18 protein-coding genes are annotated in these 13,366 nt (G+C 38.0%); 9 read left to right on the forward strand and 9 right to left on the reverse strand.

Annotation, left to right across the window (positions count from 1 at the left end; translation table 11 throughout):
- The first annotated feature begins 69 nt into the window (after positions 1–69).
- The gene (ric, locus tag A6754_RS15465; RefSeq protein WP_066447618.1) at positions 70–750 is read left to right on the forward strand and encodes an iron-sulfur cluster repair di-iron protein; all 681 of its coding nucleotides are present in this window, start codon (positions 70–72) and stop codon (positions 748–750) included.
- 72 nt (positions 751–822) lie between these two features.
- Here the strand turns inward: ric and moaA are convergent, their stop codons facing one another.
- Entirely contained in the window at positions 823–1,839 is a 1,017-nt protein-coding gene (gene moaA / locus A6754_RS15470) for a GTP 3',8-cyclase MoaA (RefSeq protein ID WP_066447620.1), read from the reverse strand.
- A 362-nt stretch (positions 1,840–2,201) separates the two neighbouring features.
- Here moaA and A6754_RS15475 point away from each other — a divergent pair, with 362 nt between their 5' ends.
- Positions 2,202–2,903: a Crp/Fnr family transcriptional regulator gene (locus A6754_RS15475; RefSeq protein WP_066447621.1), complete on the forward strand. Its 702-nt coding sequence runs from the start codon at positions 2,202–2,204 to the stop codon at positions 2,901–2,903.
- 84 nt (positions 2,904–2,987) lie between these two features.
- On the opposite strand, the gene A6754_RS15480 is transcribed toward A6754_RS15475, so the two are convergent.
- From A6754_RS15480 to A6754_RS15490, 3 genes are all read right to left on the reverse strand, one after another.
- Entirely contained in the window at positions 2,988–3,326 is a 339-nt protein-coding gene (locus A6754_RS15480; protein ID WP_066451664.1) for a DsrE family protein, read from the reverse strand.
- 2 nt (positions 3,327–3,328) lie between these two features.
- Complete coding sequence (locus A6754_RS15485; RefSeq protein ID WP_066447629.1) at positions 3,329–3,640, reverse strand: metal-sulfur cluster assembly factor; 312 nt, start codon at positions 3,638–3,640, stop codon at positions 3,329–3,331.
- 85 nt (positions 3,641–3,725) lie between these two features.
- Positions 3,726–4,493, reverse strand: a complete 768-nt coding sequence (locus A6754_RS15490) for an alpha/beta fold hydrolase (protein WP_066447631.1) — start codon at positions 4,491–4,493, stop codon at positions 3,726–3,728.
- Between the two features lie 249 nt (positions 4,494–4,742).
- Here A6754_RS15490 and A6754_RS15495 point away from each other — a divergent pair, with 249 nt between their 5' ends.
- The 3 genes from A6754_RS15495 to A6754_RS15500 all read left to right on the forward strand — a co-directional run bounded on the left by A6754_RS15495 (position 4,743) and on the right by A6754_RS15500 (position 6,114).
- A complete protein-coding gene (locus A6754_RS15495) occupies positions 4,743–5,561 on the forward strand; it encodes a Cof-type HAD-IIB family hydrolase (protein ID WP_066447634.1) in 819 nt (272 codons plus the stop codon).
- 200 nt (positions 5,562–5,761) lie between these two features.
- Positions 5,762–5,920, forward strand: coding sequence for a hypothetical protein (locus A6754_RS23035; protein ID WP_180320236.1), 159 nt, complete (start codon positions 5,762–5,764; stop codon positions 5,918–5,920).
- Positions 5,921–5,922: 2 nt separating this feature from the next.
- Positions 5,923–6,114: a DUF3813 domain-containing protein gene (locus A6754_RS15500; RefSeq protein WP_066447637.1), complete on the forward strand. Its 192-nt coding sequence runs from the start codon at positions 5,923–5,925 to the stop codon at positions 6,112–6,114.
- 55 nt (positions 6,115–6,169) lie between these two features.
- Here the strand turns inward: A6754_RS15500 and A6754_RS15505 are convergent, their stop codons facing one another.
- Together A6754_RS15505 and A6754_RS15510 are read right to left on the reverse strand one after the other, a co-directional pair.
- A complete protein-coding gene (locus A6754_RS15505) occupies positions 6,170–6,886 on the reverse strand; it encodes a BsuPI-related putative proteinase inhibitor (RefSeq protein WP_066447640.1) in 717 nt (238 codons plus the stop codon).
- Between the two features lie 21 nt (positions 6,887–6,907).
- Positions 6,908–7,738, reverse strand: a complete 831-nt coding sequence (locus A6754_RS15510) for a YitT family protein (protein WP_066447642.1) — start codon at positions 7,736–7,738, stop codon at positions 6,908–6,910.
- A gap of 125 nt (positions 7,739–7,863) precedes the next feature.
- Between A6754_RS15510 and A6754_RS15515 the strand changes: the two genes are divergently transcribed.
- Together A6754_RS15515 and A6754_RS22450 are read left to right on the forward strand one after the other, a co-directional pair.
- Positions 7,864–8,730 carry a DegV family protein gene (locus A6754_RS15515; RefSeq protein WP_066447644.1) on the forward strand — a complete coding sequence of 289 codons (867 nt, stop codon included), beginning with the start codon at positions 7,864–7,866 and terminating at the stop codon, positions 8,728–8,730.
- 143 nt (positions 8,731–8,873) lie between these two features.
- Positions 8,874–9,005 carry a DUF3941 domain-containing protein gene (locus A6754_RS22450; protein WP_075981472.1) on the forward strand — a complete coding sequence of 44 codons (132 nt, stop codon included), beginning with the start codon at positions 8,874–8,876 and terminating at the stop codon, positions 9,003–9,005.
- A 66-nt stretch (positions 9,006–9,071) separates the two neighbouring features.
- Here A6754_RS22450 and A6754_RS15520 read toward each other — a convergent pair whose 3' ends face one another.
- Positions 9,072–9,950: a CvfB family protein gene (locus tag A6754_RS15520; RefSeq protein WP_066447646.1), complete on the reverse strand. Its 879-nt coding sequence runs from the start codon at positions 9,948–9,950 to the stop codon at positions 9,072–9,074.
- Positions 9,951–10,092: 142 nt separating this feature from the next.
- Here A6754_RS15520 and A6754_RS15525 point away from each other — a divergent pair, with 142 nt between their 5' ends.
- Entirely contained in the window at positions 10,093–10,584 is a 492-nt protein-coding gene (locus A6754_RS15525; protein ID WP_066447649.1) for a YajQ family cyclic di-GMP-binding protein, read from the forward strand.
- Between the two features lie 85 nt (positions 10,585–10,669).
- On the opposite strand, the gene A6754_RS15530 is transcribed toward A6754_RS15525, so the two are convergent.
- Complete coding sequence (locus A6754_RS15530; protein WP_156495809.1) at positions 10,670–11,179, reverse strand: GNAT family N-acetyltransferase; 510 nt, start codon at positions 11,177–11,179, stop codon at positions 10,670–10,672.
- Between the two features lie 176 nt (positions 11,180–11,355).
- On the opposite strand from A6754_RS15530, the gene A6754_RS15535 reads away from it, so the two are divergent.
- Positions 11,356–12,228 carry an SDR family oxidoreductase gene (locus A6754_RS15535; RefSeq protein WP_066447652.1) on the forward strand — a complete coding sequence of 291 codons (873 nt, stop codon included), beginning with the start codon at positions 11,356–11,358 and terminating at the stop codon, positions 12,226–12,228.
- Positions 12,229–12,273: 45 nt separating this feature from the next.
- Here the strand turns inward: A6754_RS15535 and A6754_RS15540 are convergent, their stop codons facing one another.
- Positions 12,274–13,302 carry a LacI family DNA-binding transcriptional regulator gene (locus A6754_RS15540; protein ID WP_066447655.1) on the reverse strand — a complete coding sequence of 343 codons (1,029 nt, stop codon included), beginning with the start codon at positions 13,300–13,302 and terminating at the stop codon, positions 12,274–12,276.
- Between the last annotated feature and the right edge of the window lie 64 nt (positions 13,303–13,366).

The following is a 13,366-nucleotide window of genomic DNA, read 5'->3' on the forward strand; positions in this document are numbered from 1 at the left end:
TATAAATCACTAAATCCAATTGAAAGGATTAGTAAACTAAAAATACCCCATATCAAGGAGGATACACAAATGATTGTATTAAATGAAGAAAGCATTGTAAAAGAAATTGTGAATGAATACCCAAGGACAAGTGATATATTTAAACGCTATCAGATCGATTTTTGCTGCGGAGGCAACAATTCCTTACTACATGCAGTTGAGAATAAAGCAATATCACTGCAGCAGCTGATGAGTGAATTACATGAATCTGTACAAAACGAGCAAAACAAACAGGATCAGCCTGATATTTGGACAAATTCGAGCTCTGAGCAATTAATTCAGCATATTCAGGAATATTATCATGCTGAGCTAAAGGAGGAGCTTCCGGCACTAAGCCCTTATGTAACAAAAGTTTCCCGTGTGCATGGAGATCGTAAACCTGAATTAAAAAGAGTCTATGAGCTATTTTACGCATTAAAAAAAGAATTGCTTGAACACACGGAAAAGGAAGAGCAAGAAGTCTTTCCTATTCTTATTCAACTGGAACAAAACGAAGGAAATCCTGCAGATCAGTTGCAATCCTTAATAGACGAACATAAAGAGGTTGGTCAGATTTTAGCGGAGCTACGCTCAGTTACATCCAACTTCACGCCTCCTCATGATGCTTGCGGAACATACCGGCTTGTTTACAAACGTCTTGAAAGGCTAGAAGAACAGACATTTATGCATATTCATCTTGAAAACAATATTTTATTTCCAAGATATTCATAATAAAAAGTGAGGGGATTTCCATTGATGGAATCCCCTCTTTTCTTATTGCATTATCTTCAGTCTTATTGCCGTCTATCCGCCGATATAGGACATTTCTATTTTTTTGCGATTAGCTGCTGTTTCTGCCGTTCTTTCATCGGAATATCTGTCTCTTCGTCCATCCCAAATAGAAATAATGCGCTGACGTATCTCTTCATCACTGGCACCAGCTCTCATGAATTCCTTCAAGTCGTGGCCATTGCCATTAAATAAACAAGTAAAAATCTGTCCATTCGCAGATAATCTTGAGCGTGTGCAGCTTGAACAGAATGATTCAGATACAGAAGTAATAAAACCTACATCCACATTTTTATCTTTATATCGATATCGCTTTGCTACTTCTCCAAAATAATCAGGATCAACTGGGTCCAACAAGAAATGTTCACTTAAAAGATTAAATATTTCTTGTTTGGTCACAACATCGTCCATTTTCCATCCATTTGTGCTTCCAACATCCATGTATTCAATAAAGCGAAGCTGAAGTCCCTCTTCCTTACAAAACTTTGCCATAGGTACAATTTCTTCGTCGTTTAAGCCTTTTTTTACAACCATATTGATTTTTACACCTAATCCGGCTTCTTTTGCAGAAGTTATCCCTTTTAAGACGGGTTTTATTCCTACTCCCCGGCCATTGATTTCTCCAAAAAGTTCGTCCTTCAGGCTATCCAGACTGATATTTACTCTCTTAAGTCCTGCATGCTTTAAAGACTCTGCATATTTCGGCAGCAAAACGGCATTAGTTGTCAGCCCAATATCGTTTAGCCCTTCAATTTTTGAAAGCATTCCCACAAGAACAGGAAGATCCTTCCTCATAAGCGGCTCCCCGCCAGTTAACCTTATTTTTTCTACCCCAAGATCAACAAATATTCTCGCAAGACGGTCAATCTCTTCATAGGTTAATAATTCACTCCGGGGCAGGAAGGCAAAGTCAGGTCCAAATATATCTGCAGGCATACAATATGTGCAGCGAAAATTACAGCGATCTATTACAGATATTCTTAAATCACGTAAAGGTCTTTTTAACTGATCCTTTATGATTGTTTTTGTCATTCTAGTCAACTCCATGATTGCATAATATATTCAGGCTGATGTTCACCGAATAATTCACACAATTGCTGATTACAATAGCGGATTTCACAAACTATGCTGCTCTATCTGATACTTTTCCTATTGTTATTACAACATAAATTTATTAGAAAAGGTGAAAAACCTCATAATTGTCATGATGCTGTCATAATTTATCCAAAATCATCATCCAAACACGCCATTTTTCATGATTTCATAAAGCTTTCACAGCTTTACAAATTAACAACCGTTATAATAAGAAAAGCGGATGCGACTTGACCAGCTAAGAAAAAGTATAAGACGAGCCAGATCGATTTGATATTTTATAATAAAGGCGGTTTATTATTATGCCTCAAACGGTTAAAGCTACTCATTCCATAGAAATTAAAGAACTTTTAAAATTAGCTTATAGAACATTTCATAGTAAAAAAGGGGAATTCCTTTTTCAAGAAGGTATGCCTGCAAAAGAACTATACATCATTAAGTCTGGCCGAATTCAGATCAGCAAGATTACGGCAGATGGAAGAGAACTGGCCCTTAGAATATGCGGAGAAAATGATCTGTGCGGTGAGTTGACCTTGTTCACTGACTCTCCTACCTATTTATTAAGTGCGTTAGTTCTAGAAGAAGGAGAAATTGCTGTGGTCAGCAGTGATACCCTTGAGAATGAACTGTTTCGCAACAGTGACCTTGCTTTCGAGTATATGAAATGGATGAGTGATCATTTTCGCCGAACACAAACAAAGTTCAGGGATCTTGTTTTAAATGGCAAAAAGGGTGCTTTGTATTCAACACTTATCCGAATGACAAATAGCTATGGCATTACAAATGTTGATGGCAGTATTTTAATTGACTTGCCATTAACCAATCAGGAATTAGCAAAGTTTTGTGCAACTTCAAGAGAAAGCACAAACCGTATATTAAATGAATTGAAAAAGGATCACATCATATCCATTAAGAAGGGTAAAATTACCGTTCATAATCTGCATTACTTGAAAACAGAAATCGGCTGTGAACAATGTCCTGCTGTTTATTGCAATATTGAATAAAAGCTTGCTGAAACGTACAGTTGCACTTTACCTCTCTAAAAGTATAAAAAACAGGGACTCTGATAAGCCCCTGTTTTTTACTTTTTAAGATATCGTTATAACCTCATACTCAGCAGCCAATTCAATGAAATGCGGCATGCCGCTAATCCTTCCGGCAATTAGCTGATTTTCGAGGTCATAATAATCTACACATGTCTTGCATGCCAGCACGTCTACTCCTTTTGCTTCAAGCTCCTTTAAATGCACTGAAACATAAGAGCTTTCCGTTAAGGTAAAAACACCGCTGTTCATACAAAACACCGCTTTAGGAAGGTCATCTCTCTGCTTAATCAGTGTAAAAAAAGTCTCCAGTACCGTTTCTCCCAGTTCCTTCTCACCTTTTCCAAGCTGATCTGAGCTAACTAAAATGACTTTATTCTTCATCATTAGTCACGAACACCTAAAGCAATCTTTGCATATCTGGACATTTTATCCTTTGTCCAAGGCGGATTCCAAACAATATTTACTTCTGTTTCTTTTACTTCAGGAATATCAGCCAATGCTGCTTTTACTTGATCAACAATGGTTCCTGCCAGCGGGCAGCCCATCGATGTTAAAGTCATATCAACCGTTGCTGTTCCGCTTTCATCTAGATTTACATCATATACTAAACCTAAATTGACAATATCTATACCAAGTTCTGGGTCCACAACAAGCTCGAGGGCACCCATTATACTCTCTTTTAATTCATTATCCACTTTATGACACACTCCTTTGGACATCTTTGCCTTCATCATACCAAATCACGAAAGAAATTGACAATCTTACAATTTGAATATGATTTTACACGAATTTTTTAAACCAATCTACGGTTGCAAGCAACCCTTCTCTGCTCACCTTATGGCCTGCCCTTTGATCTGTAATAAATTGAAGTTTTTCCGGAAAACTGCCGTACATTGGCAGCAAGGATTCAAAAAATTGATGAGCTGGTGCATATGGAACTGTCTGATCCTTAACTCCATGCCAAAATAATAGCGGTCTGCCATTCAGCTTTTCAGGCTGTCCACTTAAATCAAATTCTTTAATTTGAGAAAATAGCTGTGCAATCTCTGCTTCACTGAGCGGTATATTTACACCCTTTTGTTTAAGGTGCGTAATTTGCATTTCAGCAAATTTTTCATAATATGGCATGCCCATTAAACTGACAGCAGCTTTAATCCACTGATACGTACTGAGAGCACCAAGTGTTATAATGCCGCCCATAGATGTGCCTGCAAGCCCAATTCTGTTTAAATCAATTAGTCCTTCATGTTCTAATTCATCTTTAAGAATATTTAATTCACCTATTGTATGTAAAACTACTTCCCAAAAGCGCAGACTTAGTTCTGCTTCGCAATATCCCTTGTGCCGCTCGCCATGATAAAGAACATCAGGCAAAATAACTCTGTATCCTTCTTCAGCAAGCAAGTATGCATAATGTAAATTGTGTTCCTTTGCACTTGTAAAGCCATGTATAAAAAATACAAGCGGCAATTGTTTTTGTGCAAGATCCTGCTTAACTACATGTAATGCAGGGATCGTGCTGATTTCTCTGTGCTCGACGCAAATCAATTTTCATTCCCCCGAAGTGTTAAGATTATCTAAAAATAATGTAAAAAGTAATTTCTTTTACAAATCTATAATAAAATTGGTAACATAGTAAGAAAGGAAAATAAATATAAGCTTATTTTGCTTAAAATGATCTTTCTCTACTTACTTAAAGCGTTATAAAAAAAGTCTTCGATAAGTAGTTTATCATGTTTAAATTTCACACCAAAACATTTAGCCTAAAAAATTTATACATATGTTAAAGGAGATACTATGGCAGAAAAACATTTGATCGCATTAGACTTAGACGGCACACTACTAAAAGATGACAAGACGATTTCTGATAAGACTAAGATGGTTCTGCAAAAAGCACGTGAACTTGGCCATGAAGTCATGATTTCAACCGGCAGACCATATCGTTCCAGTGAAATATATTATCATGAACTGAACCTTACTACACCAATTGTAAACTTTAATGGCGCATTTGTGCATCATCCCAAAAAATCAGAATGGGGTGCTTTCCACTCTCCTCTTTCTGTAGATGTTGCAAAGGATATTGTTGAAGCTTGCAGCGATTTTACTTTCCATAATATTATTGCAGAAGTAATCGACGAAGTGTATTTCCATTATCATGATGAAAAGCTTATTGAGATCTTTCATATGGGCAATCCGCAAGTAACAACTGGAGATTTGCGTAATTTCTTAAAAGACTCTCCTACAAGTATGCTGATCCACACAGATGAGGAACATGTAGACACGATCCGTCAGCATTTATCCGATGTGCATGCTGAAGTGATTGATCATCGCAGCTGGGCAGCACCGTTTCATGTTATTGAAATCATTAAACATGGTCTCAATAAAGCAGTAGGCCTCAAAAAAGCGGCTGATTATCTGCAGATCCCTCAAGATCGAATCATTGCGTTCGGTGATGAAGACAATGATCTCGAAATGCTCGAATACGCCCGTTATGGAGTAGCAATGGGAAATGGCATTGATCAAGTGAAGACGATTGCCAAGGATATCACTTTATCAAATGAAGAGGACGGCGTTGCTGTCTACTTAAATGACTTGCTGAACTTAAAAGCACTTTAAAAATATGCAGGATAAACAGCCTTCGAACCATTTTGTTCAAGGCTGTTTTTTTACTGTATTCGTTAAAAAAATTGCTTCGTTTCAGCATTGTACAAAATTTCATCTTTGCCCAACATGTACCCTATTGAAAAAAGGAAAAGAGCATATACTATCTTTTGAAGCATGATTTTAGCTTCTAAAATGATTCGGAGGGGATTCTAATGGGCAAACGTAATAAATCAAAACGCTTTGTACAGCAAGGAGTAGATACTGTATCTAAGCATGATGAGCGTATCCCTTATCACATGACATATGCTGAAGCTGAGGCAGAAGCTGAACAAGTTAAAAATGTGAAAGAATCTTCCTACGGAGGAATATAAAAATGGGCAACAGATTATTTCAAGAAGCACAGCGATATGTTGAAATAGCAGAAAATGCGAATTCAGCTGGAAAGCAAGAAGCGATTTCACATGCTAAAAATGCACTTAGCTCCGCTTATGCAAACAGTACTAGAGCAGAGCAGGCACAACTTGCTGAATTGCAGGCAAAGCTAGATCAATACAGTACTCAATAACAGAAGGATCGGGCGAAATACCATTGCCCGATCCTTTAATCATTTCTATATGTGGTTAATGATTAAACCGTTCCAGCACGATCGGTTGTGTTGAACTGATTTCTTCATCCTCACCTTTTTTATATAAATTTAGCATCAGTGTTGCGTGGTTAGGCAATTTACTTTCGGCAATTTCTATGTTGATTTCAAATTGCTCATCCTTTATGTGCACCTTTTGTTCCTTTTGGTAAACATGATGCCCATCTTCAACCGTATAATATAGGTCCTCTGCCGAATCTTTCACTTCCCCAGTGACCTTATAGATGCCATTTTCTCCTACTGTTTGGACATTGATCGCATTCTTTTCTGCTATAGTAAATTGTGATTGCGCTGTCAGTGGTCCAGCACCCTCTTTAAGCTGTCTTCCTGTAAGTGCTGCCGTAATTTTGTAGGTACCGGGATTCAGTTCTTTCCCCTCTTTTTGAAAGTTCCACTTTTCAGTCCAATGCTTGCTTTCCCCGGGAGTTAAAGCAAGATTCTGAAGAACCTGTAAAAAGGATTTTCCTTTTGAATACGTATAAATTTCATTGCCAGCTTCATCGGAAATTTCAATTTCATATTTCTGTGATGAATGAAAATCGAAATTGACCGTTTCGTCCCCAATATTTTCGAGCTTTAAATCCATAACAACTTCGCCATTATCAATGGAAGGATTTACATCAAACCGTATATTCTCACTAGTTCCTGCATTCAAACTTAACATCATGGCCGCGCCAATCCAGAGATTTAACATCTAAACACTCCTTTAAGTGGTTTAATCTTTACGGAAAAAGCCAAAAATTCCTGCTGTTTGAACAACATTTGTAAATGCATTCGGATCAACTTCTTTAATAATCCGTTCGAGATCAAAAAGCTCGTAACGTGTGATAACAATCATAAGCATTTCTCTTGTTTCGTTTGTAAATGCCCCTTTGGCAGGAATAATGGTAATTCCCCTTACAAGCCGATCATGTATAGCTTTCTTCATTTCATCCTGTTTTTTGGTGATAATCATAGCTGTTAATTTTTCATGTCTAGTGTGGATCGTATCGATCACCCTTGTTGAAGCATATAAAGTAACAAGTGTGTACAATGCTTTTTCCCAGCCATATAAAACTCCTGCTGTAATAATAATGATGGCATTTAATGTAAAGAAATATGTACCGACTGGCTTATCTTTCAGTCTGGAAAGGACCATTGCGATAATGTCCATCCCGCCTGTTGAAGCACCCCACTTAAGTGTTATTCCCACTCCTACAGCGGCTATAACACCTCCAAATACAGCATTTAACAGAATATCTCCTGATAAATGGATGATCGGAATCAACTCAAGAAAAAGTGACATTGAGAAAACACTGATAAAACTATACACGGTAAACGATTTGCCTACCTTTTTCCACGCTAAGATCGTTACCGGGATATTCAGTATAAACAATAAGATACCTGTTGAAGCAAAGCTGCCAAGCATTCCAGATAACAGCTGCGCTACCCCTGCAAAACCGCTTGCATAAACATTTGCCGGTATTAAAAAGAAATTCATAGCAATGGCATTTAACAAAGCCCCCGCTAAAACGATAATAATTTTTTTTGTTTCAAGCCAAACCATAGTTACCTCCTAGAATGTTATATTTAAACGTTTCCCCAATCATGCTGTTTTGAATACTATTCATTGTCTTTTTCTGATAAATTCATTAAACTGAATACATATAGTTTCGAAAGCAGGTGAAGAAGATGTCAGTCAAAATACTAGCTGACAGTGCGTGTGATTTGCCCTTAAGTTTCTTTAAGGAAAACGATGTCACACTTTTCCCATTAAAAGTCCATTTAGATGGTCAGGAATACGAAGATTTGCTTACCATCGACTCTACAAAAATTTATGAAGCCATCCGCTTAGGTAATGTACCAAAAACTTCTCAAGTATCTCCGCTTTTATTTGAAGAAGTCTTCACGAATATGGCTAAGAATGGTGAAGATGGAATTTATATTGCCTTTTCTTCTGAATTATCTGGTACATATCAAACCGCAGTAATGATGCTCGAGCAAGTAAAAGAAAACTTTCCTGATTTTAACCTAAAAATTGTTGATTCTAAATGTGCATCATTAGGAGCCGGATTAGTCGTTATGGAAGCGGTTAAGCTCTCTAAGACAGGCAAATCCTTTTCCGAAATCGAAGAAGCGGTAAAATTCCACTGTGAACAAATGGAGCATTTATTCACAGTTGATGACTTAGAGTATTTAGCAAAAGGCGGAAGAGTTTCAAAAGCCTCTGCTTTTTTAGGCGGATTGCTGAATATTAAACCTCTTCTAAATGTCGAAGATGGAAAGTTGGTTCCAATTGAAAAACTGCGCGGCAAGAAAAAACTGATGCGCCGAATCATCGAGGTTATGAATGAGCGCGGCGATTCTCTACATCAGCAAGTAATTGGGATTAGCCATGCTGATAACGAAGAAATGGTCTCTGAAATAAAAGAGATGATGAAACAGGAACTGAATGTCAGAAATGTTTATATTTCCTCAATTGGCTCTGCTATTGGTTCTCATACCGGCTCAGGCACAATCGCTATTTTCTTTCTAAACAAACTTCCTGCTGCTCATTAAGCAGAAGGCATGGTTCCATTATTGGCAATACAATCTATACATACTCCTTTTATTCTGACAAACAATAAGATGAAGATCTTCTTTGAGGTTACGATTCCTCAGATCCTAAACCTTATGATAAGAATGAAAGGGGTATTTTATTTATGCCGCATACTTCAGATAATGACAAGAAAGCAAAAGACAACAATGCCCTTCGCCATGAAAAAAACATGATGCGTGAAAAAAACCGTAAAGCAGGCAAACACCAGTATTCGAAGAAAACGGATCATTTATAAGTTACCGGCAATAAGACTTCTTCCCTTGTTTTATGTAATCATTCAGCAAAGAAATAACGAGCCAGCTTAGCTTGGCTCGTTATTTTCCTTTTTAACATATGTCCATCCTTCTTCCTGATAGACACGTCCCTCTTTCATTAACCTGCCAAGCGCTCTTTTAAATGAAGCTTTACTAAGCCCAAAACGGTCATTAATATCTTCGGGAGCACTTTTATCCCAATATGGCATCGCTCCGCCGCGTGACACTAAATAAGATAGTATAACCTGTGAATCATCGTCCAGTGCTTCTTGTTTTCGCGGAATCAATGAAACATTAATGGTGCCATCGTCTTTTATATCAATGACTCTTCCTTCTACCTTTTCTCCTAAACGCGGCTCTCTTTTTCTCTGTGATTCATGAATAAATCCTTTAAAGCCCTCGGCTGTATAAATCCAGCTGCCCACTTTTGCTGTTCGGTAAATATGTCCATGAATGTTTTTATTGAAATCACTTGCCTCTGCTTTTACAGAGATATCTGTAATCACTGGATCAGTGGCTGTTTTCACATAGATCCGATAATTCTTGTTGACTCGAAGTGTAATGTACAGCAGATCATCCACTTCCGGCCAAACACTTTCATGCACTGGCAAATCCTCTTCACCAAGCAGCATATCCTTTTGAATGCCAATGTTTATAAAGACACCGATCCCGGGTTTTACATCGCTGACCTTTGCCCAGCCATATGTGCCAACCGTAATTTCCGGCAAGATCGTTGTTGCAGCAATTCTATTTTGAGAGTCTATATATAAAAAGACATCTACTTCTTGATCCAGCTCAAGTTCTTCTAGCAATTCATTATTATGTACAAGTACATCTTCTTCTCCATCTGTTAAAAAATATCCAAAATCCGCTTTTCTTGAAACGGTTAATTTCGTAATACGTCCAATAAAATCATGTAAAGCCATCATATTCCTCCTAAAGTTGTTTGGCTTGCTATATTTTACTATAATAAGAATAGAAAGTGAATCTTCTTCTATCAAGCGTTATCATTTATTATAACTGCAGCCGTAGAAATTATGGTTTTTTCTAAGAGCAAGGAGGAATAGTATGTCAAAGGAAAGTTCATTTGATATTGTATCAAAGGTAGATTTTTCAGAAGTAACAAATGCCATTAATATTGCGATGAAAGAGATTTCAACACGATATGATTTTAAAGGCAGCAAAAGTGATGTAAAACTTGATAAAGAGGAATTAGTGCTCGTCTCAGATGATGAGTACAAGCTGGAGCAATTGAAGGATGTTGTAATCAGTAAAATGATTAAAAGAGGCATTCCTATCCGCAACCTCGACTACAGCAAAATTGAGGGAGCTTCAGGCGGTACGGTCAGACAGCGGGCAAAGCTGATTCAGGGCATTGACAAAGATAATGCCAAAAAGATTAACACACTGATAAAAAACAGCGGTCTAAAAGTAAAAAGCCAGGTTCAGGATGACCAGGTTCGTGTCACAGGCAAAAACCGTGATGACCTGCAGCAAATCATTTCAGCCGTTAAGGACGCAGATCTAACAGTAGACGTACAATTTGTTAATTACAGATAAAGGTTCACTTATGAAGCAGCCATTGGCTGCTTTTTTTTGGGGGGCAGTAGAGTATGTATGCCCCCCTGCTGCCTGCCATCGGTTCTCACTTCACAAATTGATACATCATAATTTCGTCATGATAATGACCATCACTCGTTTTAATGTGTTTAATTTTTCTTCCTTCTTCCTTAAAACCAAGCTTCTTATATAAATAATAAGCTCTATCATTATGGGAAAAGACCTCTAAGCATACCTTCTCAATTCCAGGCTCTTTTTTTGCCCAATGAAGTAATTCCTCAATGAGTGCAGAACCAAGTCCGCCATTGCAGTATTTTGCTTGAATGGAGATGCCAAAATAGCCTATATGACGAACCTTCATTCTTTCTTTTGGCGAAAAGTTCAGCATCCCGATAATTTCTCCTGCTTCATTTTCAGCTACAAGCAGCAGGTGCTTCGGATATGAGTTATTCAATATCCATTTCTGTTCCTTTTCAATGGTCATTTCATATTCCTCTGGCTCTGTTAACAAAAAGTCAGTTTCTTCAAACACTAGTTTACAATGTTCAATAATGCCTTTAGCATCTTCTAACACAGCTTTTCTAATTGTAATCAAATCTTTTCCCCGCCTTTATAGATCTAAGGTTTTTCTTATTTTCATTATAAACTCAATTTTTTGTCTTTTCGCCTTTTTTTAGAACGATTTATTTTTTGCTAATAATTCCCATGTTTTTTTCTGATACTAAGTTGGAATGTATTATATATCACAGTTATTATTTGGAGGTATTTAACATGACAAACGATAAGCTTAATATTCCAACAAGTGTACCGGCACAGCATCAAAACGAGCAGCCTGGTGTAGAAGATAAAATGAAGCCTGAACCTATTTATGTCGATCCGGACTATCGAGGCTCTGGAAAACTGAAAGGAAAAGTCGCTCTTATTACTGGAGGAGACAGCGGAATCGGGAAATCGGCTGCTATTTATTTTGCTAAAGAAGGTGCAGATGTAGCAATCGTTTATTTGGACGAGCATAAAGATGCAGAAGACGCAAAAACTGCGATTGAAGCGGAAGGGCAGCAATGTCTCTTGATTTCCGGGGATATTGGAAAAGAAGAATTTTGTAAGGAAGTAGTGAAAAAGACATTGGATCAGTTCTCGAAAATTGATATTCTTGTCAACAATGCTGCAGAACAGCATCCGCAAAAGAGTCTTTTGGATATTACGTCCGAACAGCTTGAAAAAACATTCAGAACCAACATTTTTTCATTTTTCTATTTAACGAAGGCTGTACTTCCTCACTTACAAAAAGGGAGCTCCATCATTAACACAGCATCGGTTACGGCATATGCCGGCAATGAACTTCTTATCGATTATTCATCCACAAAAGGAGCCATTGTATCGTTCACGCGTTCGTTATCCGCTTCACTGGCAGGACAAGGCATCCGCGTAAACGGAGTAGCACCAGGTCCAATTTGGACACCATTAATACCATCTACATTTGATGAGAAAAATGTTTCGACCTTTGGACAAGATACGCCGCTTGGTCGTCCTGGACAGCCATTTGAGCTCGCACCAAGCTATGTTTACTTAGCATCTGATGACTCCACTTATGTCAGCGGACAAATGATTCATGTAAATGGCGGAAAAGTGCTTAACGGATAAAAGAGGAAAACAAAAAAACACAGAGATTCTCTGTGTTTTTTTGCTTTATCCCAAGTTCGGTGCAGCACAAGTTGATCTCTCAACAATTTGATGCGGAATGATAATTCGTTTTACAGGCTCTTTTGGGTTCTCAATCAATTGAATAAGACTCCTTGATGCCTCAAAGCCTAAATCGAAAATATTAATATCAACCGATGTTAGCGGCGGCCGCGACATCTCTGCAATAATAACATTGTTAAAGCTAATAATAGACATATCCTCAGGTACTGCCAGTCCAATCTCGTTAAGTGTATTTAACACCCCTAACGCCATCAAATCATCCGAGACCACTAAGGCAGTCGGCGGGCGTTCTAATGAAAGCAAACCTCGTATCGCTTCCTGACCGCCCTCCCGCAAAAATTGCTCATGGACAATATATTCATTAACAAGGGGAATTCCTGCTTCTCTGATGGCCTTTTCATAGCCTAGAAGACGTTCAACTGTGACAACCATATTTAAGCTTCCGCCGACAAAAGCAATTTGCTGATGGCCAAGCTTGATTAAGTACTCTGTTACATCCTTTGCAGCACGGAAATTATCATTATCCACATGAGTTATTTCTTCTACATTTTTAAATGGTTTTCCAATTACAACAAAAGGGAAATTCCGTTCACGCAAGTAGGACTGAATTTTATCCTCGACCTTGGAATATAACAGGATCACTCCATCTACCCGGCCACCTTGCACCATTTGCATAACTCCGTCAAAAATTTCCTCATCTGTCTTGCCTGTTGTCATATGAAGGGCATAATGCTTTACATGGGCACCTTCACTAAGACCTCTTAGGACTGTAGAGAAGAAGGGATTTTGAAAAACAATATCTGCTGAGCTTGGCATCACAAGACCAATTGCCTGTGTTGACTGGCTTGCGAGACTTCTGGCAATAAAGTTAGGATGATATCCTAACTGTCTCATCGCTTCTTTTACTTTTTTCTTTGTTTTTTCACTAATGCGAGGGTTATTTGCAATTACTCTGGAAACGGTCGACGGTGCTACATTTGCGAGTTTTGCAACATCCTTAATCGTAACTGCCATGACCATCATCTCCTACTACGTTTTGCCTTATGATCAACAGCATTGATCTCATACTCTCATATAT

The sequence above is a fragment of the Cytobacillus gottheilii genome (assembly GCF_001636345.1).
GTDB classification, from domain to species: domain Bacteria; phylum Bacillota; class Bacilli; order Bacillales; family Cytobacillaceae; genus Cytobacillus; species Cytobacillus gottheilii.